Origin of the sequence: Arthrobacter sp. Rue61a, assembly GCF_000294695.2 — a bacterium.
Classification (GTDB): domain Bacteria; phylum Actinomycetota; class Actinomycetes; order Actinomycetales; family Micrococcaceae; genus Arthrobacter; species Arthrobacter aurescens_A.
The window spans coordinates 3,493,636-3,513,466 of sequence record NC_018531.1; the positions used below are offsets into that span (position 1 = coordinate 3,493,636).

The window sequence follows — 19,831 nt, forward strand, 5'->3', positions numbered from 1 at the left end:
CCCCCGTTGCGGGGCCTGCTCTGCGCGCTATTCGTGCTCGGAAGCGCGCAGAGCGGGCCACGCAACCGCCGTCAGGCAACCGCCACGGGCTCCTTCTTCGCTGCGTCCTTGCGGATGGTGGCGCTGATGACCGCCGCCACCGTGCACATGGCAGCTGCGCCCAGCCAAGCGTAGTTGTAGTGCCCGGTGGCATCGCGGATGAAGCCGGCCAGGAGTGCCGCCACGGCAGCCCCGAGCTGGTGGGCTGCGAATACCCAGCCGAACACCACGGAACCATCGGCACCGAATACCGAGCGGCAGATAGCTGCGGTGGGAGGGACGGTGGCAACCCAGTCGAGCCCGTAGACCACAACAAAGATGATCATGCTCGGCTCCACGGACGAGCCCAGCAGCAGCGGCAGCACCAGCAGTCCGATCCCCCTGAACTGGTAGTACACAGCAAGCAGCACTTTGGGGTTGAAACGGTCAGTCAGCCAACCCGACGCGATGGTCCCCACGATGTCGAAGATTCCGACGACGGCCAGCAAACCTGCCGCCGTGGTTTCGGGCATGCCGTGATCGTGCGCCGACGGAATGAAGTGCGTGCCGATCAGTCCGTTGGTGGTGGCTCCACAGATTGCGAAACCCGCAGCCAGCGCCCAGAACGTCCGGACTTTGCTGGCACGCTTGAGGACCTGCAGGGCACGGATCGCGGCGTTGGCGGAATCTCCTGAGCCTGGCGAGGCAACCACAGCGGCGGTCTTGCCTGGCGTCGTCGCGGTTGTTCCGGCGTCGGCGGCTTTGGTGCCAGGTTCATCTTTGGCGCCAGGTTCAGCAGCTGCAGCTTCTTCGGCACCGTAAGGCAACACCCCGACGTCGGCCGGTGAGTTCCGCAGCCAGCGCAGCACCAGCGGGACTACTGCGAGCGCACCCGCTGCGATGAGCAAAGATGCACCGCGCCAGCCCGGGTTCTGGGCAAGCGCCGCAATAAAGGGCAGGAACACCAACTGGCCGGCTGCACTACCGGCGGTCAGGATGCCGATCACCAGGCCACGGCTCTTGGCGAACCAGGTGTTGGCGATGGTCGCGGCGAAGACCAGGGCCATGGAACCGGTGCCCAGTCCAATGAGCAGCCCCCACGTGAGCAGGATCTGCCAGGACTGGTTCACGAAGACCGTCAGTGCTGAGCCGAGCCCGATCAGGCACAGAGCCAACGAGGTGACCTTGCGGATGCCGAAGCGTTCCATCAGGGCCGCGGCGAACGGAGCCGTCAAGCCGAACAGGACCAGGTTGATGCTGACGGCCAAGGACAGCACCGTGGTTGACCAGCCGAATTCCTCCTGCAGCGGGACCATGAGCACACCGGGGGCTGCACGGAATCCTGCCGCTCCAACCAAGGCAAGGAAGGCAACCGCGGCCACGATCCAGGCGGGGTGGAGGCGTGGGCGCTTGCCCGTCTTTACCGAAGGGGTCCGTGTTTCTTCGGGCGGGGTCCCTGTGACGTCGGGAGCGGTCATGCGGGGATCTCCGTTTCGGGGGGAGCTGTTGTTCGGGTTTCAGCTGTTGTTCGGGTTTCAGCTGTTGTTCGGGTTTCAAGGGGTGCAACGGCGAGTGGGAGTGGATGGTCGCTGCGTGTGAAGCTGTGCCAGCTGGTGTTGGCCGCGGTGAGTCGGGTGCCGCAGTTGGTGCACGTGTCAGCAGACGACGTGGCTTGTCCGCAGTCCGTGTGAATGACACGCATATGCGAGACCTCGCTGGGAGCGTTCAGGTGTTTCTCGGCCCAGATGATGATGGCGTTCAGCACGGGCAGCGCGTCCTCGCCTTTGGGCGTGAGGACGTATTCTTGTCGTGTCCTGGCGCCGTCCTGGTACGGCCTCTGGGCGAGCAGTCCGGCGTCGAGGAGCCAACCCAAGCGTTTGCTCAGGACGTTGTCGGCCACTTCGAGGCGTTGCTTAATGGCGTCGAATCGGCCGTTGCCGAAGAAGATTTCGCGCAGGACCAGGCTTCCCCAAGGGTCGCCGAGGACATCCAGGCCACGGGCGAGGCTGCACGTGCGGGCGGACCAGTCGGAACGAAGAGGCATGCGCTCAAAAGTAGCTGACTTCTCTAAAGAAAGCTAGATGTTACTTCCACGGCCACCGAACGACACACCCCTTTGGTTTGCCGCAGTGTCATCAGCGGTTCACCCTCCATGCCTACGCTTGCCCAGTCAACTCTGACCACGAAAGGCACCCCTGAATGTCATCGAACAACCCTGAATTGGTGAATCGTTCAACCCATAGGAGCGGCGGTCTTTCCCGTCGCGGCTTCCTCGGTACCGCGGCTGCAGCGACGGCGCTTGCGGCCACGGGATCCCTGCTGCCACCCTCAGTGCAGGCTGCGATGGCCAAGCCGGTCCCGCCGGGTAGCCTGCAGTCCATCAAGCACGTGATCGTGCTGATGCAGGAAAACCGGTCCTTCGACCACTACTTCGGCTCGCTCCGAGGCGTCCGGGGATACGGCGATAAGTCCTTCACTCGGCTACCCAACGGCAAGTCGATGTTCGAACAGCCCCGCGCGACCGGGGAGACCGTACTGCCGTTCTCACTTCGCAAGGCCGCGGAACTGGCCGGCCGGCCGGGCTCCGATATCCAGTACCTGGGCGATCTGGACCACTCCTTCAACGGCACCACGACGGCGTGGAACAACGGCTGGTGTGACAAATGGATTCCCGCGAAGAGCGCCTCCACCATGACCTTCTACGAGCGCCAGGACATCCCTTTGCAGTACGAGCTTGCAGATACGTTCACCATCTGCGACGCCTACCACTGCTCCGTTAACGGCTCCACCAATCCCAACCGCAACTACCTCTGGAGCGGAACCACGGGTAACGAGCCGGGCAGCACCAAGCGCGCCGTGACCAACGCGGCCTATGGCTACGATCACGGCGGCTACGGCTGGACCACCTACCCTGAGCGCCTGGAACAGTCAGGGGTCTCGTGGAAGATCTACCAGGACTGGGACAACTTCACCGACAACGCAGTGGAGTACTTCCAAACGTTCAAAGCGATCGGACGCAAGATGCTCGCATCGGTGGAGGGAAACCTTCGCACCACCGAGGAGTTCTACGACCAGCTCTCCGGGAAATCCCCTGCCGAACAGGATCGCCTCCTCGCCCAGCTGGAGCAGGGCCGCGCCGCCCTCACGGATACCGAGAGGGCGCTCTTCGACAAAGCCATGTGGCGAGGGCGTCCCGATACCCTCCTGGAGCGCCTCAGCGCAGACATCACCGGCGGTACTTTGCCGCGGGTCAGCTGGCTGGTGCCGTCCGCGGCCGATTCCGAGCACCCTGGCGCCTCCACCCCGGTGGGCAGTGCCAACTTCGTCTACCGACTCCTGGACACTGTGGCCAGCAACCCGGACACCTGGGACAGCACCGCCATCTTCCTGAACTTCGACGAGAATGACGGCTACTTCGACCACGTCCCACCGCCCGTCCAGCCGCGACCAACGTCAGGCGAGTCCACTGACTGGACCACGGCGCGGCCCATTGGCCTGGGGCCCCGGGTGCCCATGACCGTCGTTTCACCATGGACCGTGGGCGGCTATGTAAGCTCCGAAATTTTCGACCACACCTCGGTGCTCCGCTTCCTGGAACGCTGGACGGGCGTGGAGGAACCGAACATCTCGCCGTGGCGCAGGGAAGTCTGCGGTGACCTGACGGGCGTCTTCAACTTCGCTTCGCCCGGCACTCCGCCGACGCTGGACCACCCGGCCGCTGTTCCCGCCAAGATCAGCCGCTGGCGCCCGAATCCCCCGGCCGTCCAGGTAGCTCCCCTCCAGGAACAAGGAACCCGTCCGGCCCGCCCTCTCCCCTACAGGCCGCAGGTCTCGGCCAAGGTTCAGCGCGGAAGCATTGCCCTGGCATTGGCTAACAGCGGCACCAGCTCCACGCACTTCACCATCTACGGCTACGCGGGGGAGGTCACCGAGCCACGGCACGCCGATGTCCTCGGCAACCAGACCGTGGACCTCCCCGTTGCAGCTTCCGGCGCCTTCGACGTCGTCGTCACCGGCCCTAACCGGTACCAGTACGAACTGAAGGGCACGACGGCGGGCGCAGCGTCCGGCGTCGACGTCACCGTGAACGGTCGCCGCGGCAACAAGGCCGTGGAGCTGGAAGTGCGGAATAACGGCACCGAACCCGTGACCCTGAAGCTGGAGTCACTGCAGTACGCGGACAGCCAGGACAACGTGAAGCTCAAGCCGGGGCACACTAAGAAGATCGGCTGGGAAACCCTGAACGGTTGGTACGACCTGGAAGTCACGTCTGCCGAAGACACCACGTTCCGCCGCCGCCTGACCGGCCGTGAAGAAGACGGACGCGAAGGAATCTCCGGCTAGCCAAGAGGACCGGCATGAGGAAATCCGGCCCTTGTCCGCCCCACTCGCCGCAGAGCGGTGAGGAGAGCGGACAAGGGCCGGATTCGATGGTGCTAGCCGATCTTGGCGAAAGCCTGTTCCAGGTCTGCGATCAGGTCTTCGGCTTCTTCGATGCCGCAGGACAGGCGCAACAGGTTGACTGGAACAGCCAACTCGGTACCCTTCACCGAAGCGTGGGTCATCTCCGAGGGGTAGTTCATGAGGGACTCAATGCCGCCCAGGGACTCCGCAAGCGTGAACACCGACGTCGATTCAGCAACGGTGCGTGCCGCGGCCTCGCCGCCCTTGAACTGCACGGACACCATGCCGCCGAACTTCTTCATCTGCTTGGCGGCGAGCTCGTGCCCGGGGTGGTCCGGGAGGCCCGGGTACAGCACGGCTTCAACCTCGGGACGCTGCAGCAGCCATTCAGCCACAGCCTGGCCGTTCTCGCTGTGGCGGTCCATGCGGACGCCCAAAGTCTTCAAACCACGGGTGGTCAGGAAGGCGTCCATCGGGCCGGACACGGCGCCCACGGCGAACTGGATGAACCCGATCTTCTCGGCAAGCTCAGCGTCCTTGACCACAATGGCACCGCCAACCACATCGGAGTGGCCGCCGATGTACTTGGTGGTGGAGTGGACCACAACATCGGCACCCAAGGCGAGCGGGGTCTGCAAGTAGGGGGACGCGAAAGTGTTGTCCACCACCAGAAGGGCACCGGCGTCGTGCGCTACGGCGGCGAGTGCCTCGATGTCCGTGATCTTCATCATCGGGTTGGACGGCGTCTCCACCCACACGATGCGCGTTTTGTTGGCTGCAACAGCGGAGGCTACGGCGTCGAGGTCGGCCATGTCCACGGGAGTGTTGCCGATGCCCCAGTCGCCCAGGACGCGGTTGATGAGGCGGTAGGTGCCACCGTAGGCGTCGTTGCCCAGCACGATGTGGTCGCCGGGGCGCGCGATGGCACGGATCAGGGAATCCTCGGCTGCGAGGCCCGAACCAAAGGAGAACGCAGCGGTACCGCCTTCGAGGGCGGCGAGCTGCTCCTGGAGGGCGTCGCGAGTCGGGTTGCCGCCGCGGCCGTATTCATATCCTGAGCGCAGGTTCCCGATGCCATCCTGGGCGTATGTAGAGCTGAAGTGCAGCGGGGGCACCACAGCACCGGTCACCGGCTCGAAGGCCTGTCCGGCGTGGACGGCGCGCGTGTTGAACCCGGCGTTGTTGCTGGCAGACATGGAAGCTCCTCTAGGTTCGTTCAAGGTTGGTTCGGTTGAATGTTTGATCAAGCGCGCGGGCTTAGTTGCTCAAGTACGCCAGGAGGTCATGGCGCGTCAGGATGCCCACCGGAGCACCCAGGAAGGTCACCATGACGGTATCGACGTCGGATAGCAGCTCCCGCGCGGCGGAAATGGTTTCCAGGGAGCCGATCACGGGGAGCCGGTCCCCCATGTGTTCGGAGATCTTGTCTGACAGCTTGGCTTCGCCACGGAACAGTTTGCTGGTGAGGCTCCGCTCGTCCACGGCCCCCATGACCTCGCCCATCACCACGGGCGGCTCCTGTGAAAGGACCGGGATGTGGGAGACGCCGAACTCGTTCATGATGTTGATGACATCGCGGACGGTCTCGTTCGGGTGGATGTGCACCAGGTCCGGCATCTCGCCGGTCTTGGACTTGAGGACCTCGCCCACGGACGCCTCTTCGCCGCCGGAAAGGAAGCCATAGGAACGCATCCACTGGTCGTTGAAAATCTTGGCGAGGTAGCCGCGGCCGGAATCCGGCAGGATCACCACTACGACGGCGGATTCGTCCAGGTCCTTGGCTGCCTGCAGTGCGGCAACCACGGCCATCCCCGAGGAACCGCCCACCAGGAGACCCTCTTCCCGCGCGAGGCGACGGGTCATTGAGAAGGAGTCAGCGTCGGATACGGCGATGACGTCGTCCGGTACGGAGGGATCGTAGTTGTCGGGCCACATGTCCTCGCCGACGCCCTCAACGAAGTACGGCCTGCCGGTGCCGCCTGAGTAGACCGAACCTTCCGGATCGGCGCCGATGACCTTGACCCGGCCGCCGTCGGACTCTGCGCGGTCAGCCGAAACCTGCTTGAGGAAGCGGCCCGTGCCGGTGATGGTGCCACCGGTTCCGGCGCCGATGACCACATGCGTGACCCTGCCGTCGGTGTCCTGCCAGATTTCCGGACCCGTCGATTCGAAGTGGCTGCCGGGGGCGGCAGGGTTGGAGAACTGGTCCGGCTTGAAGGCGCCCGGGATTTCCCTGACCAGTCGGTCGGAAACGCCGTAGTAGCTCTGCGGGCTGTCGGGAGGCACAGACGTGGGCGTCACCACAACCTCGGCACCGTAGGCCTGCAGGACTGCGCGCTTGTCCTCGCCCACTTTGTCCGGCACCACGAAAACGCACTTATAGCCCTTTTGCTGGGCCACGAGCGCCAGGCCCACTCCGGTGTTGCCCGAGGTGGGCTCAACGATGGTTCCGCCGGGCTTGAGCCTGCCGTCCTTTTCCGCTTCTTCGATCATCTTCACGGCGATCCGGTCCTTGATGGATCCGCCGGGGTTGACGTATTCGAGCTTCACGAGGACGGTGGCTTTGATCCCCTCCGTGACGTGGTTGAGCTTGATGAGCGGCGTATTGCCGATGAGGTCCAACACGGACTGGGCGTACTTCATAGGTACAAAGTTACCGCGTGGTCGCTATGGGACTTGACCCGAGTCAGTTCGTGCTCAGGTCCCGGCGGAGGTGTCGTTCTGCCACACACCCAAAACATTGCCCTCGGTGTCCTTGAAGTAGGCGTACCAGCCCATGGTGGGTACAGCATCCTTGGCCTGGACCACACTGCCACCTGCCGACTCGATCTGTCCGAGCGCGGCATCAATATCGTCCACATCGATGGTGAGGATGGGGGTCTTCAGATTATCCGTGCGCGGGAACAGGGCTCCGTTGATGGCTCCGGGTTCCTTGGGCGTACCCGTTTGCTCATCGGAAGGTGCCGTAAGGGCGATGGTGTAGTCCATCCCCTGCATAGGGCTCAGGTTCCAGCCGAACGCACTCTCGTAGAAAGTGTTGGCCCTGTCTGTGTTGTCCGTCGGAATCTCGAAATGCACTATGGCGGCCATGATTCGCGCTCCTTGTTCCTGGGATTTGTCCTGGGATATGGCGCGGCCCACCCACGCCACATCACGGAGTCTAGACCCGGCCGGCGCCTGCCGTAAGGGGTTCTGTCTGCAGATTGTCAGCCGGGCGTGGGACCATAAAAACATGACCATCGCAGACGCCCCGCCCGTTGTTGCGGCCGCGGCGGATGCGGCCGTCCGGTGGCATCCGGGCGGTTCCTTCCGCCTGGACCAGACCATGTTTCCGCTCATGCGCGGCAACGCGGATCCGTCCTTCGCAGCGCACACCAGCGGATTTTGGATGGCGTTCACTACTCCTTCCGGCCCGGTGACCCTCCGCCTCTCAGGAGGTGGCCTGGGGGTGGATTCCTTCGTGGACGCCCAGGCATGGGGACCCGGAGCGGAGGACGCCGTGGCCGGCGTGCCCAGGCTGCTGGGCGCCGAGGACGATTGGTCGTCTTTCGACGAGCCTGCCTTCCATGCCACTCTTCCGCGGCTGGTTACAGAGGCACGACGCCGGAACCTGGCTCTGCGGCTGCCCTCCACCGGGCGGGTGGTTGATTCCTTGGTGCCCACCATTTTGGAGCAAAAGGTCACCACTTTGGAGGCAAGGCGCGGCTACCGGTATTTGATGTACCGCTTCGGAACGCCTGCCCCGGGCAAGGCCCCTGCCGGACTCCTCGTTCCTCCCACCGCCAGGCAGTGGCTGTCCGTCCCTTCGTGGGAGTGGCACAAGGCCGGGGTTGGACCACAACGATCGGCCACAGTCATGCGGGCGCTGCAATCCGCCGTCGCGCTTGAACGTCTTGCTGAGCTGGACCCGGCGAAGGCCGGCGCCAAACTGCAGACCATTCCGGGCATCGGCATCTGGACCGCCGCTGAAGTTGTCCAACGGACCCACGGCTGCCCTGATTCGATTTCCGTGGGCGACTACCACCTGGCCGCCTATGTGGGGTACGCCCTGACTGGGCAAAAAACAGACGACGCCGGCATGATCGAGTTGCTGGAACCGTGGCGCGGTCAGAGGCAGCGACTGGTCCGCATGCTGTATTTGAGCGGCTTCCGCAAACCCACGTTCGGGCCGCGCATGACTGTTCAGGATCACCGCGGACACTGAGTTTTTATTGCGGACGGGAGCTGTCCGCAGGGGCATGGACGGTCATTTCCGGCGGGTATACCGTGGCGCTTAGGAGCCCATCACAAGCCGTCCCTGGAGTGACCGTGATCCACACCAACAAGCTCACTAAGACCTTCACCGTTAAGAAGGAAACCGTCGAGGCCGTGAAGGGCGTGGACATCCACGTCGCCCCGGGCGAACTGGTTGCCTTCCTTGGCCCGAACGGCGCCGGCAAGTCCACCACCCTGCGGATGCTGACCACTTTGGTGAAACCAACGTCGGGTTCGGCCACTGTGGCCGGCGTCGACGTCGAAAAGGACCCCGCCGGCGTGCGTGCCCGGATCGGTTACATCGGCCAAGGCAATGGCGGCGGGCACAGCTACCGGGTGATCGACGAACTGATCATGCAGGGCCGCTTCTACGGAATGAACACCACAGACGCCAAAGCCCGCGCCGAGACCCTCATGGCATCTTTGGACCTCAGCGACCTGGCCAAGCGCACAGTAATCAAACTTTCCGGCGGGCAACGACGACGCATGGACGTGGCCCTCGGGCTGATGCACTCCCCTGGCTTGCTGTTCCTCGATGAACCTTCCACCGGCATGGATCCACAGAACCGTGCAAACCTCTGGGAGCACATCATGCGCATGCGCGAGGAACACGGGACCACCATTGTGCTGACCACCCATTACATGGATGAGGCCGACTCCATGTCCGAGCGCGTGATCGTGATCGACCACGGGACCATCATCGCCGACGACACCGCCTCACGGCTCAAAGCGAACCTCGCCGGTGACCTCTTGGCAGTGGAGGTCGCCGCCGGTTCGGCGTCGGAAGTGCGTGGCCTGCTGGGCCGTGCCGCCGCCGAGGGCGACATGGAGGAAAACGCGTACGACGGCGTGGTCCGCTTCCGCCTCCGGCTGGCCCAAGGCGCCCAACTGGCGCCCGGGTTGCTGAAGGAAATGCACGACGCCGGCGCTCCCGCCCAGTCACTGGAGTTGAAACCGCCCACGCTGGATGACGTTTTCCTGGAATTGACCGGCCGCAGCCTGCGGGAAGGAGCTGAAGTCTGATGATCGAACAAGCCGTTGCCCCGGGTGTCACTGCCCAAAAACGCGGACCGCGCAGCGTAGTGACCGATACATGGTTCGTGTTCTGGCGCGAGATGCTGCTGCCGATGCGGGATCCGTTCTCACTGATCTTCTCCCTCATCCAACCGCTGGTGTTCCTGGGTTTGTTTGGGCCGTTGCTGGGCTCTGCAGTAGGTGCTCCGGCCTTCGGTGGGCAGTCCACGCTGCAATGGTTCCTTCCCGGAGTGGTGGTGATGATCGCACTGTTCGGCACCTCCATGACCGGTTCAAACCTGCAGTACGAACTCATGACCGGTTCCTATGAAAGGATCCTGGCCACACCACTGTCCCGTTCTTCGCTGATGATTGGCAGGGCGCTGAAGGAATGGGCTCCCCTGGTGTTGCAAGGCTTGCTGATCTCCGTGGTCTGCATCCCCTTTGGTTTCGTTTTCTACCCCTTGCACGTGGTGTTGGGGCTGGTGATCCTGGGCGTCTTCGGCATTGGGCTGGGGGCTTTGTCCTATGCACTGGCCTTGGTCTCGCAGAACAAGGAATGGATCTTCTGGGGCGTGCAGCAAACCCTGCTGTTCCCGCTGATGATCCTCTCCGGCATCATGCTCCCCATTGAGGCCGGTCCGGGGTGGATGAAGGTGGCCAGCCTGTTCAATCCGCTGACCTACTTGGTCAATGCTGAACGGGAGTTGTTTGCCGGGCGCATCGGCATGGACACGATGTGGGGACTCGTGGCCGCAGTGGTGACGGCCGCCGTCGGACTTGTAGTGGGTATCCGGACCATCAGCCGCAACACGAACTAGTTAGAGGTGGAGCCGGGAGACCGCTTCCTGCCGCATGTCCACCTTCCGCACCTTGCCGGACACCGTCATGGGGAAGGACTCGCGGACGTCAACGTAGCGCGGGATTTTGTAGTGGGCCAGCTTTCCGCGACAGTACTCCGCCAGCTCCTCGGCGGTCAGGGCAGGAGACCCGGGCTTGAGAATGATGCACGCCATCAGTTCTTCGCCGTACTTCTCGTCCGGGACGCCGATGACCTGCACATCCTGGATGGACGGGTGGAGGTACAGGAATTCCTCGATCTCGCGCGGGTAGATGTTCTCCCCGCCGCGGATCACCATGTCCTTGATGCGGCCCTCGATCACCAGGTAGCCGTCCTCATCCATGCGGGCAAGGTCACCGGTGTGCATCCAGCCTTCGGCGTCGATCGCCTCCGCGGTTTTGTCCGGTTGGCCCCAGTAGCCCTGCATCACCGAGTAGCCCCGTGTGCAGAGCTCGCCGATGACACCGCGCTCCACAACTTCCATGGAGCCGGGGTCAATAACGCGGCTCTCAAGGTGCGGCATGGTCCGGCCTACCGTGCTGGTCCGCTGCTCCAGCGTGTCCCCCGCACGGGTCATGGTGGACACGGGCGAGGTCTCCGTCATGCCGTAGCAAATGGCAACATCCACCATGTGCATCTCATCGATGACCCGGCGCATCACTTCGATGGGACACAGGGAACCGGCCATCACTCCTGTCCGCAGCGTGGAGAGATCGTAGGAAGCGAAATCCGGTAACGCGAGCTCAGCGATGAACATGGTGGGCACGCCGTACAACGATGTCCCGCCGAAGTCCTGCACCGCTTCCAACGCCGCCGACGCGTTGAACCCGCGGCCCGGAATGATGGTGGCCGCACCGAAACTCAGCGCGTTGAGATTCCCGATCACCATGCCGAAGCAGTGGTAGAACGGTACCGGGATCACCACCCGGTCATGTTCGGTGTAGTTCAGGAGCCGGCCGATCGAATGACCGTTGTTGAGGATGTTGTGGTGCGTCAGGGTGGCCCCCTTGGGGAACCCCGTGGTGCCCGAGGTGTACTGCAGGTTGATGGGATCGTACGGGTCAAGTTCGCCCATGCGGTCCCGCAGGGCTGAAGTCCCGACGCCGTCCGCCCGGGTCAGGAGTTCGGCATACGTGAGTTCATGGTCGGCTTCCGGGACGCCCAAGGTGAGGCCCAGTTCCGGCGCCCCCGGAAGGAAGACGATCTCCCGGAGCTCGGGACAGTTGCTGGCCGCATCCCTGGCCATGCCCACGTAGTCGCTGTTCTTGTCGCTTGGTGCGGCCACCAGCATTCTCATGCCGTTCTGCTTCACCACGAACTCCAGCTCGTGAGTCCTGTACGCCGGGTTCACGTTGACCAGCACAGCGCCGATCTTGGCCGTGGCGTATTGAAGGATGGTCCACTCGGCACAGTTGGGACTCCAGATGCCGATCCTCTCACCCTTGGCCACGCCCATGGCGAGCAGCGCGCGGGCGAGGCGATCGACGTCGTCGTTCAGCTTCTGGTAGCTCCACCTGCGGGCGTCACCGCCTGGAGTAGCAGCGGCCTCGATCAGCGCATCCCGCAAGGGAAACCGGGACGCGATGCGCTCAAAATTAGCGCCAATGGTCTCTTCGAGCAGCGGGACGTCAGTGTCTCCGGCGGTATAGGACAACATGACGGAACGCTACCAAGGGACTGCTCGCAACAGAACCGTAACCACCTCCAGCAGCACCGTGTCCTGCCGGTAGGGTTGGAGCCATGAGTGCACCCATTGACCTGCAGGCCACGTTCATCCCCAACGAAGGCGAATTCTTCCGCGTGAAGCTCGCTCTGGAAATCGCCATCGACGAGGTCGTCAACGAACCCGGCTGCATCCGTTACGAACTGACCGAAGCCACCGAGGAAAAGCTCGTCCTCACGGAACGCTGGGAATCCGAAGAGCTCCTGGAGAAGCACTCCAAGGGCATCGCCGTCCAGGACCTGAACGAGTCCCTCAGCGCACTGCTCGCCGAGCCGGTCAAGCTCGAACGGCTCTGATCGCCGCAAGACTGCCAGAACACCTTAAACACGTCGAGGTCGCCGGAATTTTCCGGCGACCTCGATGCTTTCCGGCGACCTTGATGATTCGGGCCCGCCGTTTGTTCTTAGTTTTCCTGGGCCTCGGCGCGCGCCTTGGCAACGTGGGCGTGGACCTCTTCCATGTCCAGGCCCTTCACGGCCTCGATGACCTGCTCAAGCTGCGGACCGTTGAGGGCTCCCGGCTGCGAGAAGACCAGAACCTTTTCGCGGAATGCCATGAGCGTCGGTATGGACGTGATCCCGGCTTCGGCGGCGAGTTGCTGCTCGGCCTCGGTGTCTACCTTCGCGAACACGACGTCGGTGTGCTTCTCCGAGGCTGCCCCGTACGTGGGGGCAAACTGGCGGCACGGGCTGCACCAGGCAGCCCAGAAATCCACCAGGACAATGTCGTTGTCCTCGATGGTCGATGCGAACTGTTCTCCAGTGATGTCAACTGTAGCCATGCTTCCACGGTACGCGACACCGCTTGCTAAGTCCCGTGGAGGGGCGCCCTGTTCGCTTCCCGCGTCAACGGGAATAAACGCGCACCGTGCACTCTCTTGATCCGGACTGAACAGCTGTTTAGTCTATGAAACATGCGTTCAAACGCAGCGGATCTCACCACGCGGGCCCGCATCCGCGACGCCGCGATCGGGCTGTTCGGCCGCGACGGATTCTCCCGCGCCACAGTCAGGGCGGTGGCCGCAGTTGCCGGTGTCAGTCCGGGCCTGGTCATTCACCATTTCGGCAACAAAGCCGGGCTCCGTGAGGCTTGTGATCAGCACGTCCTCGCCCAAACAGCAACCCAAGGCCGCGAGAAAACGGACCCGGGATCCACACGGCAGTTGATCCAGGACTACCTGAACCACCCGGACCAGTACTCCGACGAAATTGCCTACATCCGCCGCGTCCTGAGCGATGAGTCGGAAGCCGGCGACGCCTTTTTCGACACCGTCGTGAGGCAGACCCAGGACATCATCCACGCCGGAATCGAGGCCGGCACCATCCGGAAGTTCGACGACGTCCGGTCCACCGCCGTCGTCATCGCCTCCAACAGCCTGTCGATCCTCATGCTGGGCAGGCACCTCTCCCGGACACTGAGAACTGTAGCCCCCGAGCCCCACGGCATCGGCCCCGAGCTTCTCCGGCAGCTCACCTTGCCCGCCCTGGAGATTTACACACACGGCTTTTACACGGACTCGCGATTCCTGGACGCGGCCCGCGACGTATTACAGCAAAGCACCAGCAACGCCGGAAGGGAGCATGCCCTGTGACCCAGGCAATCGTCGTCGAGGGTTTGCGCAAGAAGTTCGGACCCCGGGAAGTCCTGCACGGACTGGATTTCGCGGTGGAATCAGGGACTGTATTCGGCGTCATCGGGCCGAACGGTGCGGGCAAGACCACCACCATGCGCTGCCTGCTGGACATCATCCGGCCCAGCGCGGGGTCCATCTCGGTGCTCGGACAGGATCCCCGGCAGGCAGGTACGGCCCTCCGCCGCAGGATCGGTTACCTTCCCGGCGAACTGCATTTGGAAAACCGGACCACCGGCCGCCGCGTGCTGGAACACTTCGCGGCGATCAGCGGCCCCGTGGACCCTCAGCATGTCAAGCAGCTCGCTGAGCGGCTGGACCTTGATCTTGATCGCCAGACCCGGAAGCTCTCCAAAGGGAACAAACAGAAGCTGGGACTGCTGCAGGCCTTCATGCACAAACCTGAACTCCTGGTGCTCGACGAACCCACCAGCGGACTGGATCCGTTAGTCCAGCAGGTGTTCCATGCGATGGTTCGCGAGGCCGTGGATGATGGCGCAACAGTGTTCCTCAGCTCGCACGTTCTCAGCGAAGTACAACAAGCCGCCGACGCAGTGGCCATCCTCCGCGACGGTGAAATCGTCACCGTTTCCACGGTGGAGGAGCTCAGGACGGCAGCGGTCCGGCAGCTACGGTTCAATAGCACCAGGACGGATCCGCACGACGTCGGCGCGCTGCTGGCCAGGGTGCCGGGAGTCGCCAATGTGGCAGTACGGGAGCTCAAGGCCGACGGGCACACTGCCGGAACAGTCGAGGCGGTGGCGACGCTGTCCGGCCACGTCCAGCCGCTGGTCCAGGAACTGGCCAAGTTGAACCTCACGGACCTGGTCCTCGAAGAACCCGATTTGGAGGAAGCCGTGTTGACTCTCTATGCCGGCCAGCCGCCAGGGCTTGGTCAGCCTCCAAGGCTTGGCCAGACCACCGAAAATGGCCAGTCCGCTGGGAATGGCAGGACACCCGGCCGCCACACGGAAGGAGCGCACCGTGCCTAGGATTCTGCCCCTGTTCACCAAGGCCCTGACCGACTCGTGGCGTTCAACGTTGGCGTGGGCGCTGGGTTTGTCGGCGGCGTGCATGCTGTACCTGCCGCTGTATCCCTCGATCGGAGGCAGCGCACAGATGCAGGACCTGATCAATGCGCTGCCGCCCGAAATGACCAAAGCCCTGAACTACGACCAAATCGCGTCCGGGCCCGGCTACACCCAAGCCACCATGTTCGGGCTGATCGGATTCCTGTTGATGTCCATGGCCTCGATCGGCTGGGGCGCCGCGGCTGTGGGTGGCGACGAGGAATCCGGATTGCTTGAACTGACGCTCGCGCACAGCGTCACACGAGTGCAGGTAGTCCTCGAACGCGCCCTGGCGATCCTGGTTCGTATTGCCCTGCTTTCGGTGCTCGTCTTCCTGCTGGTGCTGGGACTCAACGGACCCTCTCAACTCAGCATCGACGTCGGTCATCTCGCCGGAGCGGTACTGCTGTTCGCCGCACTGGCGCTGCTCAGCGGGACAGCCGCGCTCTGCGCCGGTGCGCTCAGCGGCCGGAAGGTGTACGGGATCGCGGCCGGCGCCGCCGTGGCCGTTCTCGGGTATGTCTTCAACGCGGTGGGACGGCAAAGTCCCGACGTCGAATGGCTGCTGAACTTGTCGCCCTACCACTGGGCGTACGGCAACTCCCCAGTGGCCAACGGTGCTGACTGGGGAGCCGCCGCGGGCCTGTACGGCATCTCGGCAGCACTCATTGTGCTCGGAGCCGTGGCGCTGCAGCGACGCGACGTAGGGGTTTAGCTCCAGACGTGCGGGGCGGGACGACGCGCTCCGGGGAGGGCGTTGTTCTCCCGCCACTCGTGGATCCACTCGGGCAATTCCAGGTCAGCCGGCGGCGCTCCGAACTCAGCGATGATTTCTTCCTGCGTGACGGGTTTGCCCTTATGGACCAACCGGGTGGCGATGTGCGCCCGGGCATAGATTTCACCGTCCACCACCATGCGCTGCTCAAAGTAGATGGCCTTGGTATCCAGCCCAATGATGCGGCTTTCGATGGTGTATTGCTGCCACAGTTGCAGGGACTTGCGGAAGGCGATGGTCTCCCCTGCTGCCACCGGACTCCACCCCCGCTTGCGCATCCTTGTCCAGATGCCGCTGCGGACCATGAGGTCGAAACGGCCGAGGTCCATCAAGGAGAAATACATGCCGTTATTGACGTGCATCGCGATGTCGATGTCGGTGGGCAGAACCCGCAAGGGCAGCGATGATTCTTCCCAGACGCCCAATTTTGAGCGCTTGGATGACGTGAACAGCAGCATGAGGGTACGAAGAAGCAGGTGCATGATCCAATGTTACCCGCCGGTAACTTTGGAGGGAATATGGCGCCCGCATTGTGGACCCGGCTCTTAGCGCAACGGCCGTTTATGTCCAACGATTGCACTAACGTTTACCGCCGGTTCATGAAAGCCATGCACAATATCTGAAACTCATATTGATCGAACACCTAAAGGGGGAACCTTTGAGCACACTGCAAACCACCAGGCCGCAAGGCGACGTTTGGCCGGAACTCTCCCGCCACCAGGATGTGGTCCTCCAAGATGCCCGCGGCAACCGCATCGAGGGAACCATCGATGGCATGACCGATGACCGCAGCACGCTGTGGATCCAACTCAAGGGTGGCCTGGGCCGCCAACTGATTCACCACTTGGACGGCTACTGGCTGGAGACGCCGGCCGCCTGATCCAGTCCAGTAAAGGCAGGGTCTTCGCGGTAGCTAGTATTCCCCTATGACTCAAGCGCGATACCGGGACCTCGTCGAATGGCCCCTGATGGCCACGGCACTGATTTTCCTCACGGCTTACGCGTGGCAGGTTATCGGTCGCATCAGCGGCGCCGAGGCAGCCCCCTTCGAGGTTGTCCTCTGGATCACGTGGGGAATCTTCGCATTGGACTACTTCGTCAACCTCTGGCTTGCCGAAGACCGGATGCGGTGGTTCCTCTGGAACCTGCACGAACTCCTGATCGTGGTGCTCCCCTTCTTCCGGCCACTCCGGTTGCTGAGGCTGGTCACTTTGCTGTCCGTCCTGCAACGCACCGTTGGTGAAACCCTCCGCGGACGCGTCGCCACCTACGTTGCAGGCGCGGCAGCCATGCTGATCCTCATCGGGGCTCTGGCCGTGCTGGACGTGGAGCAGAACGCCCCCGACGCCAAGATCGTCACGTTCGGGGACGCTGCATGGTGGGCCATCACCACCATCACCACCGTGGGTTATGGCGATCTCTACCCCGTGACTCCCATCGGCAGGATCGTCGCAGCAGCCCTCATGATGAGCGGGATCGCGGTTCTGGGTATTGTCACAGCCTCCATCGCTTCCTGGCTCCTGCAGCGAATCGAAGAGAATGCCGAAGGCGTGGCGGCAGCAGCAGAAGTCAAGGCTGTCGCAGCGGAGGAACCAGTCAGGGCCGAGCTGGCCGATCTGGTGACGGAGATCGCGGCGCTGCGGATGGAGATCGCGGAACTTAGGCAAGCCACCGCGCCCAGGCAGGGGCACGAGGCTTAGTCCAGCGTCCCGTAACGGGTTGCCAGGCGACCTCTGGTTTGGCCGTACGCTCACCACCAACTTCGAGGACTCACGTGGCGTGGCGCGCCGTGGCTTCCGGCGTGTCACCCGGCTTTCCGGTTCAAAGTGGGTGACAGCCGCACACTCCCGCGGACATGAAGCTCCCGTCGCCGCCACGCGCGTCCCTAGGGACAAAAAAATCCCCGGAACCAGTGGTTCCGGGGATTTTCCTTGGGTGGCAGATGAGGGATTCGAACCCCCGTAGGCGTTGCCAGCTGATTTACAGTCAGCCCCCTTTGGCCGCTCGGGTAATCTGCCGAACTTCAAAAGAAGATCACTTCCGGAGACCGTTTCTTTTAGATCCGGTAACCGAAGGCAGAGATAACCTTACAGAAGTTTCTGCGAAGAATCTAATCGGGGCGGGATGCCCGGGATGTCGCGGTATTTCAGGCTTCCCCGAGGATCCTGCCGGCAAGTTTCGCTTCGAACTTTTCGGCCTGCTCGGCAGTGATCTGGTTGAGTTGCACGGCCCGCAGCAAATCTGCGTGCACACCGTCCATTCGCGTGGTGGCATCGGGAACAGGGCTGAGGACGATCGACGCTGCCACTGCCGCGGCCGCCACGGCACTCGCTGCGGCAACTGCTGCCGTGCCGATGGAGCCGGCTGCTGCAGACGCGGATTTGCTGATGGACTGGACGGCCTTGCTGCTCATGCTGATCCTCCGACGAAGCGTTCTTCCAACTGGTACAACTCTCAACCTGCTGCCTCAGTTCCAACCCTGCGTGTGCTGTGAGCGAACTGTGAAAGTCCTCCACAGTCCCAAGTGGCGCCTTCCGTACTAGGCTGGATGCCAGACCACCCCGCCCTCACAGGGCCCCCAACCTAAGGAGAGTCATGGCAGGCGAATCCACATTCGACGTCGTCAGCAAGGTAGACAAGCAAGAGGTTGCCAACGCGCTGAACCAGTCCCAGAAGGAAATCGCGCAGCGATACGACTTCAAGGGCGTCGGCGCAGAGATCGACTTCAGCGGCGAAAAGATCCTCATGAAGGCCAACTCCGAGGACCGCGTCCTGGCTGTCCTGGATGTTTTCCAGTCCAAGCTCATCAAGCGCGGCATCTCGCTGAAGTCCCTGGACCAGGGAGAGCCTTTCCCCTCCGGCAAGGAGTTCCGCCTGGAGTGCTCCATCAAGGAGGGCATCGCCCAGGACATCGCCAAGAAGATCAATAAGATCATCCGCGATGAAGCCCCGAAGTCCGTCAAGTCTCAGATCCAGGGCGACGAACTCCGCGTCACGTCCAAGTCCCGCGATGACCTGCAGGAGACCATGAACATCCTCAAGAAGTTCGAAGAGGCCGATCTGCAGTTCGTTAACTTCCGCAGCTAGTCCACGCTTAAACGTCGCTGGCCCGCTTTTCCGTGGTTGTTCAACCACGGAAAAGCGGGCCAGGGACGTTTAAGCCAGTTACAACAGCGGGCGCCCGGCCATCCGTTCCAATCGGCTGATTCGTTCTTTCATGGGCGGATGCGTGGAGAACATGCGCCGTATGCCGCCGCCGCGGAACGGGTTGGCGATCATCAGGTGCGAGGCATTGACCAGCCGCTGGTCCGGCGGGAGCGGCAGCTGGCTGACGCCGGATTCGATCTTGCGCAGGGCTGAGGCGAGCGCCAACGGATCGCCGGTCAGCTCCGCGCCGTCTTCATCGGCGTCGAATTCACGGGTGCGGGAGATGGCCATCTGAATCAGTGACGCCGCGAAGGGCGCGAGCAAGGCCATCGCGATGGTGGCCAGCGGGTTGGCGTTGCGTCGGTCTCCGCTCCCGAAGATGAGCAGCATCTGACCCACGGAAGTGATAACGCCGGCCACGGCAGCAGCTACGGACGAGGTGAGGATGTCACGGTTGTACACGTGCATCAGTTCATGTCCCAGGACGCCCCTGAGTTCGCGGGCGTCGAGCAGGTGGAGAATGCCCTCCGTGCAGCACACGGCAGCGTTCTTGGGATTGCGTCCGGTGGCGAAGGCGTTGGGTGTCATGGTGGGTGAGAGGTAGATCCGCGGCATGGGCTTGTTGGCACGCACGGACAGTTCTCGAACGATCTGGTACAGCTGCGGTGCCTGCGCCTCGGTGACCGGGTACGCGGCCATGGAACGGATGGCGATCTTGTCGCTGTTCCAGTAGCCATACGCCGTGGTGGCCACACCGATCAAGGCCATGATCCAGATGGGCGTGGTACTGCGCGTTCCGGCGGCGATGATGGCGCCCAAACCCAACAACACCGCCCACAGCACACCGAAGAGCGCCGCGGTCTTGAGTCCATTGTTGTGTTTATGCACGGTTGTTCTTGTCGCTTTCCTCGGCTTTTGCAGGGGTTCTGTACGGATTAACGCCGACGCCGACCGT

General features: G+C 63.0%; 21 protein-coding genes and 1 tRNA gene. 11 read left to right on the forward strand and 11 right to left on the reverse strand.

Annotated elements, in window-relative coordinates; translation table 11 throughout:
- Positions 1-71: 71 nt before the first annotated feature.
- Positions 72-1,496 (reverse strand): MFS transporter, encoded by a 1,425-nt coding sequence (locus tag ARUE_RS15925; protein WP_014922439.1) that lies wholly within the window; start codon positions 1,494-1,496, stop codon positions 72-74.
- A complete protein-coding gene (locus tag ARUE_RS15930; RefSeq protein WP_014922440.1) occupies positions 1,493-2,062 on the reverse strand; it encodes a winged helix-turn-helix transcriptional regulator in 570 nt (189 codons plus the stop codon). The genes ARUE_RS15925 and ARUE_RS15930 overlap by 4 nt, the downstream gene beginning before the upstream one ends.
- 155 nt (positions 2,063-2,217) lie before the next feature.
- On the opposite strand from ARUE_RS15930, the gene ARUE_RS15935 reads away from it, so the two are divergent.
- On the forward strand, positions 2,218-4,362 hold the full coding sequence (locus tag ARUE_RS15935) for a phosphocholine-specific phospholipase C (protein ID WP_014922441.1): 2,145 nt from the start codon (positions 2,218-2,220) through the stop codon (positions 4,360-4,362).
- A gap of 92 nt (positions 4,363-4,454) precedes the next feature.
- On the opposite strand, the gene ARUE_RS15940 is transcribed toward ARUE_RS15935, so the two are convergent.
- From ARUE_RS15940 to ARUE_RS15950, 3 genes are all read right to left on the reverse strand, one after another.
- Positions 4,455-5,618 (reverse strand): cystathionine gamma-synthase, encoded by a 1,164-nt coding sequence (locus tag ARUE_RS15940; protein WP_011775675.1) that lies wholly within the window; start codon positions 5,616-5,618, stop codon positions 4,455-4,457.
- Between the two features lie 61 nt (positions 5,619-5,679).
- Positions 5,680-7,065, reverse strand: a complete 1,386-nt coding sequence (locus ARUE_RS15945; protein ID WP_014922442.1) for a cystathionine beta-synthase — start codon at positions 7,063-7,065, stop codon at positions 5,680-5,682.
- Between the two features lie 54 nt (positions 7,066-7,119).
- Positions 7,120-7,512 (reverse strand): VOC family protein, encoded by a 393-nt coding sequence (locus ARUE_RS15950; RefSeq protein ID WP_011775677.1) that lies wholly within the window; start codon positions 7,510-7,512, stop codon positions 7,120-7,122.
- Positions 7,513-7,654: 142 nt separating this feature from the next.
- Here ARUE_RS15950 and ARUE_RS15955 point away from each other — a divergent pair, with 142 nt between their 5' ends.
- The 3 genes from ARUE_RS15955 to ARUE_RS15965 all read left to right on the forward strand — a co-directional run bounded on the left by ARUE_RS15955 (position 7,655) and on the right by ARUE_RS15965 (position 10,511).
- A complete protein-coding gene (locus ARUE_RS15955) occupies positions 7,655-8,626 on the forward strand; it encodes a DNA-3-methyladenine glycosylase family protein (RefSeq protein WP_011775678.1) in 972 nt (323 codons plus the stop codon).
- Positions 8,627-8,730: 104 nt separating this feature from the next.
- A complete protein-coding gene (locus ARUE_RS15960) occupies positions 8,731-9,699 on the forward strand; it encodes an ATP-binding cassette domain-containing protein (protein WP_043471403.1) in 969 nt (322 codons plus the stop codon).
- Positions 9,699-10,511 carry an ABC transporter permease gene (locus tag ARUE_RS15965; RefSeq protein WP_014922445.1) on the forward strand — a complete coding sequence of 271 codons (813 nt, stop codon included), beginning with the start codon at positions 9,699-9,701 and terminating at the stop codon, positions 10,509-10,511. The genes ARUE_RS15960 and ARUE_RS15965 overlap by 1 nt, the downstream gene beginning before the upstream one ends.
- On the opposite strand, the gene ARUE_RS15970 is transcribed toward ARUE_RS15965, so the two are convergent.
- A complete protein-coding gene (locus ARUE_RS15970) occupies positions 10,512-12,188 on the reverse strand; it encodes an AMP-binding protein (RefSeq protein WP_014922446.1) in 1,677 nt (558 codons plus the stop codon).
- Between the two features lie 83 nt (positions 12,189-12,271).
- On the opposite strand from ARUE_RS15970, the gene ARUE_RS15975 reads away from it, so the two are divergent.
- Entirely contained in the window at positions 12,272-12,550 is a 279-nt protein-coding gene (locus ARUE_RS15975; RefSeq protein ID WP_011775682.1) for a putative quinol monooxygenase, read from the forward strand.
- Between the two features lie 107 nt (positions 12,551-12,657).
- Here ARUE_RS15975 and ARUE_RS15980 read toward each other — a convergent pair whose 3' ends face one another.
- Positions 12,658-13,035, reverse strand: a complete 378-nt coding sequence (locus tag ARUE_RS15980) for a thioredoxin family protein (RefSeq protein WP_011775683.1) — start codon at positions 13,033-13,035, stop codon at positions 12,658-12,660.
- 132 nt (positions 13,036-13,167) lie between these two features.
- Between ARUE_RS15980 and ARUE_RS15985 the strand changes: the two genes are divergently transcribed.
- The 3 genes from ARUE_RS15985 to ARUE_RS15995 are packed head-to-tail and all read left to right on the forward strand — an operon-like array spanning position 13,168 to position 15,669.
- The gene (locus tag ARUE_RS15985) at positions 13,168-13,845 is read left to right on the forward strand and encodes a TetR/AcrR family transcriptional regulator (protein ID WP_014922447.1); all 678 of its coding nucleotides are present in this window, start codon (positions 13,168-13,170) and stop codon (positions 13,843-13,845) included.
- Positions 13,842-14,876, forward strand: a complete 1,035-nt coding sequence (locus tag ARUE_RS15990; RefSeq protein ID WP_014922448.1) for an ABC transporter ATP-binding protein — start codon at positions 13,842-13,844, stop codon at positions 14,874-14,876. Before ARUE_RS15985 ends, ARUE_RS15990 begins: the two co-directional genes overlap by 4 nt.
- Positions 14,869-15,669 carry an ABC transporter permease subunit gene (locus ARUE_RS15995; RefSeq protein WP_014922449.1) on the forward strand — a complete coding sequence of 267 codons (801 nt, stop codon included), beginning with the start codon at positions 14,869-14,871 and terminating at the stop codon, positions 15,667-15,669. Before ARUE_RS15990 ends, ARUE_RS15995 begins: the two co-directional genes overlap by 8 nt.
- Here the strand turns inward: ARUE_RS15995 and ARUE_RS16000 are convergent.
- Entirely contained in the window at positions 15,666-16,211 is a 546-nt protein-coding gene (locus ARUE_RS16000) for an acyl-CoA thioesterase (protein WP_014922450.1), read from the reverse strand. The genes ARUE_RS15995 and ARUE_RS16000 overlap by 4 nt on opposite strands.
- A 176-nt stretch (positions 16,212-16,387) precedes the next feature.
- Between ARUE_RS16000 and ARUE_RS16005 the strand changes: the two genes are divergently transcribed.
- Together ARUE_RS16005 and ARUE_RS16010 are read left to right on the forward strand one after the other, a co-directional pair.
- Positions 16,388-16,609 carry a hypothetical protein gene (locus ARUE_RS16005; protein WP_011775687.1) on the forward strand — a complete coding sequence of 74 codons (222 nt, stop codon included), beginning with the start codon at positions 16,388-16,390 and terminating at the stop codon, positions 16,607-16,609.
- Between the two features lie 46 nt (positions 16,610-16,655).
- A complete protein-coding gene (locus ARUE_RS16010) occupies positions 16,656-17,429 on the forward strand; it encodes a potassium channel family protein (RefSeq protein ID WP_014922451.1) in 774 nt (257 codons plus the stop codon).
- Between the two features lie 236 nt (positions 17,430-17,665).
- On the opposite strand, the gene ARUE_RS16015 is transcribed toward ARUE_RS16010, so the two are convergent.
- Both ARUE_RS16015 and ARUE_RS16020 read right to left on the reverse strand, forming a co-directional pair.
- Positions 17,666-17,747: transfer RNA gene (locus ARUE_RS16015), tRNA-Tyr, on the reverse strand.
- Positions 17,748-17,875: 128 nt separating this feature from the next.
- On the reverse strand, positions 17,876-18,142 hold the full coding sequence (locus ARUE_RS16020) for a hypothetical protein (RefSeq protein ID WP_011775689.1): 267 nt from the start codon (positions 18,140-18,142) through the stop codon (positions 17,876-17,878).
- 182 nt (positions 18,143-18,324) lie between these two features.
- Between ARUE_RS16020 and ARUE_RS16025 the strand changes: the two genes are divergently transcribed.
- A complete protein-coding gene (locus ARUE_RS16025; RefSeq protein WP_011775690.1) occupies positions 18,325-18,816 on the forward strand; it encodes a YajQ family cyclic di-GMP-binding protein in 492 nt (163 codons plus the stop codon).
- A 78-nt stretch (positions 18,817-18,894) separates the two neighbouring features.
- Here ARUE_RS16025 and htpX read toward each other — a convergent pair whose 3' ends face one another.
- Positions 18,895-19,764, reverse strand: coding sequence for a zinc metalloprotease HtpX (gene htpX, locus ARUE_RS16030; RefSeq protein ID WP_014922452.1), 870 nt, complete (start codon positions 19,762-19,764; stop codon positions 18,895-18,897).
- Between the last annotated feature and the right edge of the window lie 67 nt (positions 19,765-19,831).

Coding starts and splice junctions, on each gene's coding strand:
- ARUE_RS15970 (WP_014922446.1), bottom strand. CDS start 12,188: ATGTTGTCCTATACCGCCGGAGACACTGACGTCCCGCTGCTCGAAGAG.
- ARUE_RS15955 (WP_011775678.1), top strand. CDS start 7,655: ATGACCATCGCAGACGCCCCGCCCGTTGTTGCGGCCGCGGCGGATGCG.
- ARUE_RS15935 (WP_014922441.1), top strand. CDS start 2,218: ATGTCATCGAACAACCCTGAATTGGTGAATCGTTCAACCCATAGGAGC.
- ARUE_RS16010 (WP_014922451.1), top strand. CDS start 16,656: ATGACTCAAGCGCGATACCGGGACCTCGTCGAATGGCCCCTGATGGCC.
- ARUE_RS15985 (WP_014922447.1), top strand. CDS start 13,168: ATGCGTTCAAACGCAGCGGATCTCACCACGCGGGCCCGCATCCGCGAC.
- ARUE_RS15965 (WP_014922445.1), top strand. CDS start 9,699: ATGATCGAACAAGCCGTTGCCCCGGGTGTCACTGCCCAAAAACGCGGA.
- ARUE_RS15975 (WP_011775682.1), top strand. CDS start 12,272: ATGAGTGCACCCATTGACCTGCAGGCCACGTTCATCCCCAACGAAGGC.
- ARUE_RS15925 (WP_014922439.1), bottom strand. CDS start 1,496: ATGACCGCTCCCGACGTCACAGGGACCCCGCCCGAAGAAACACGGACC.
- ARUE_RS16000 (WP_014922450.1), bottom strand. CDS start 16,211: ATGCACCTGCTTCTTCGTACCCTCATGCTGCTGTTCACGTCATCCAAG.
- ARUE_RS15980 (WP_011775683.1), bottom strand. CDS start 13,035: ATGGCTACAGTTGACATCACTGGAGAACAGTTCGCATCGACCATCGAG.
- ARUE_RS15945 (WP_014922442.1), bottom strand. CDS start 7,065: ATGAAGTACGCCCAGTCCGTGTTGGACCTCATCGGCAATACGCCGCTC.
- ARUE_RS15930 (WP_014922440.1), bottom strand. CDS start 2,062: ATGCCTCTTCGTTCCGACTGGTCCGCCCGCACGTGCAGCCTCGCCCGT.
- ARUE_RS16020 (WP_011775689.1), bottom strand. CDS start 18,142: ATGAGCAGCAAGGCCGTCCAGTCCATCAGCAAATCCGCGTCTGCAGCA.
- ARUE_RS15940 (WP_011775675.1), bottom strand. CDS start 5,618: ATGTCTGCCAGCAACAACGCCGGGTTCAACACGCGCGCCGTCCACGCC.
- ARUE_RS15950 (WP_011775677.1), bottom strand. CDS start 7,512: ATGGCCGCCATAGTGCATTTCGAGATTCCGACGGACAACACAGACAGG.
- ARUE_RS16025 (WP_011775690.1), top strand. CDS start 18,325: ATGGCAGGCGAATCCACATTCGACGTCGTCAGCAAGGTAGACAAGCAA.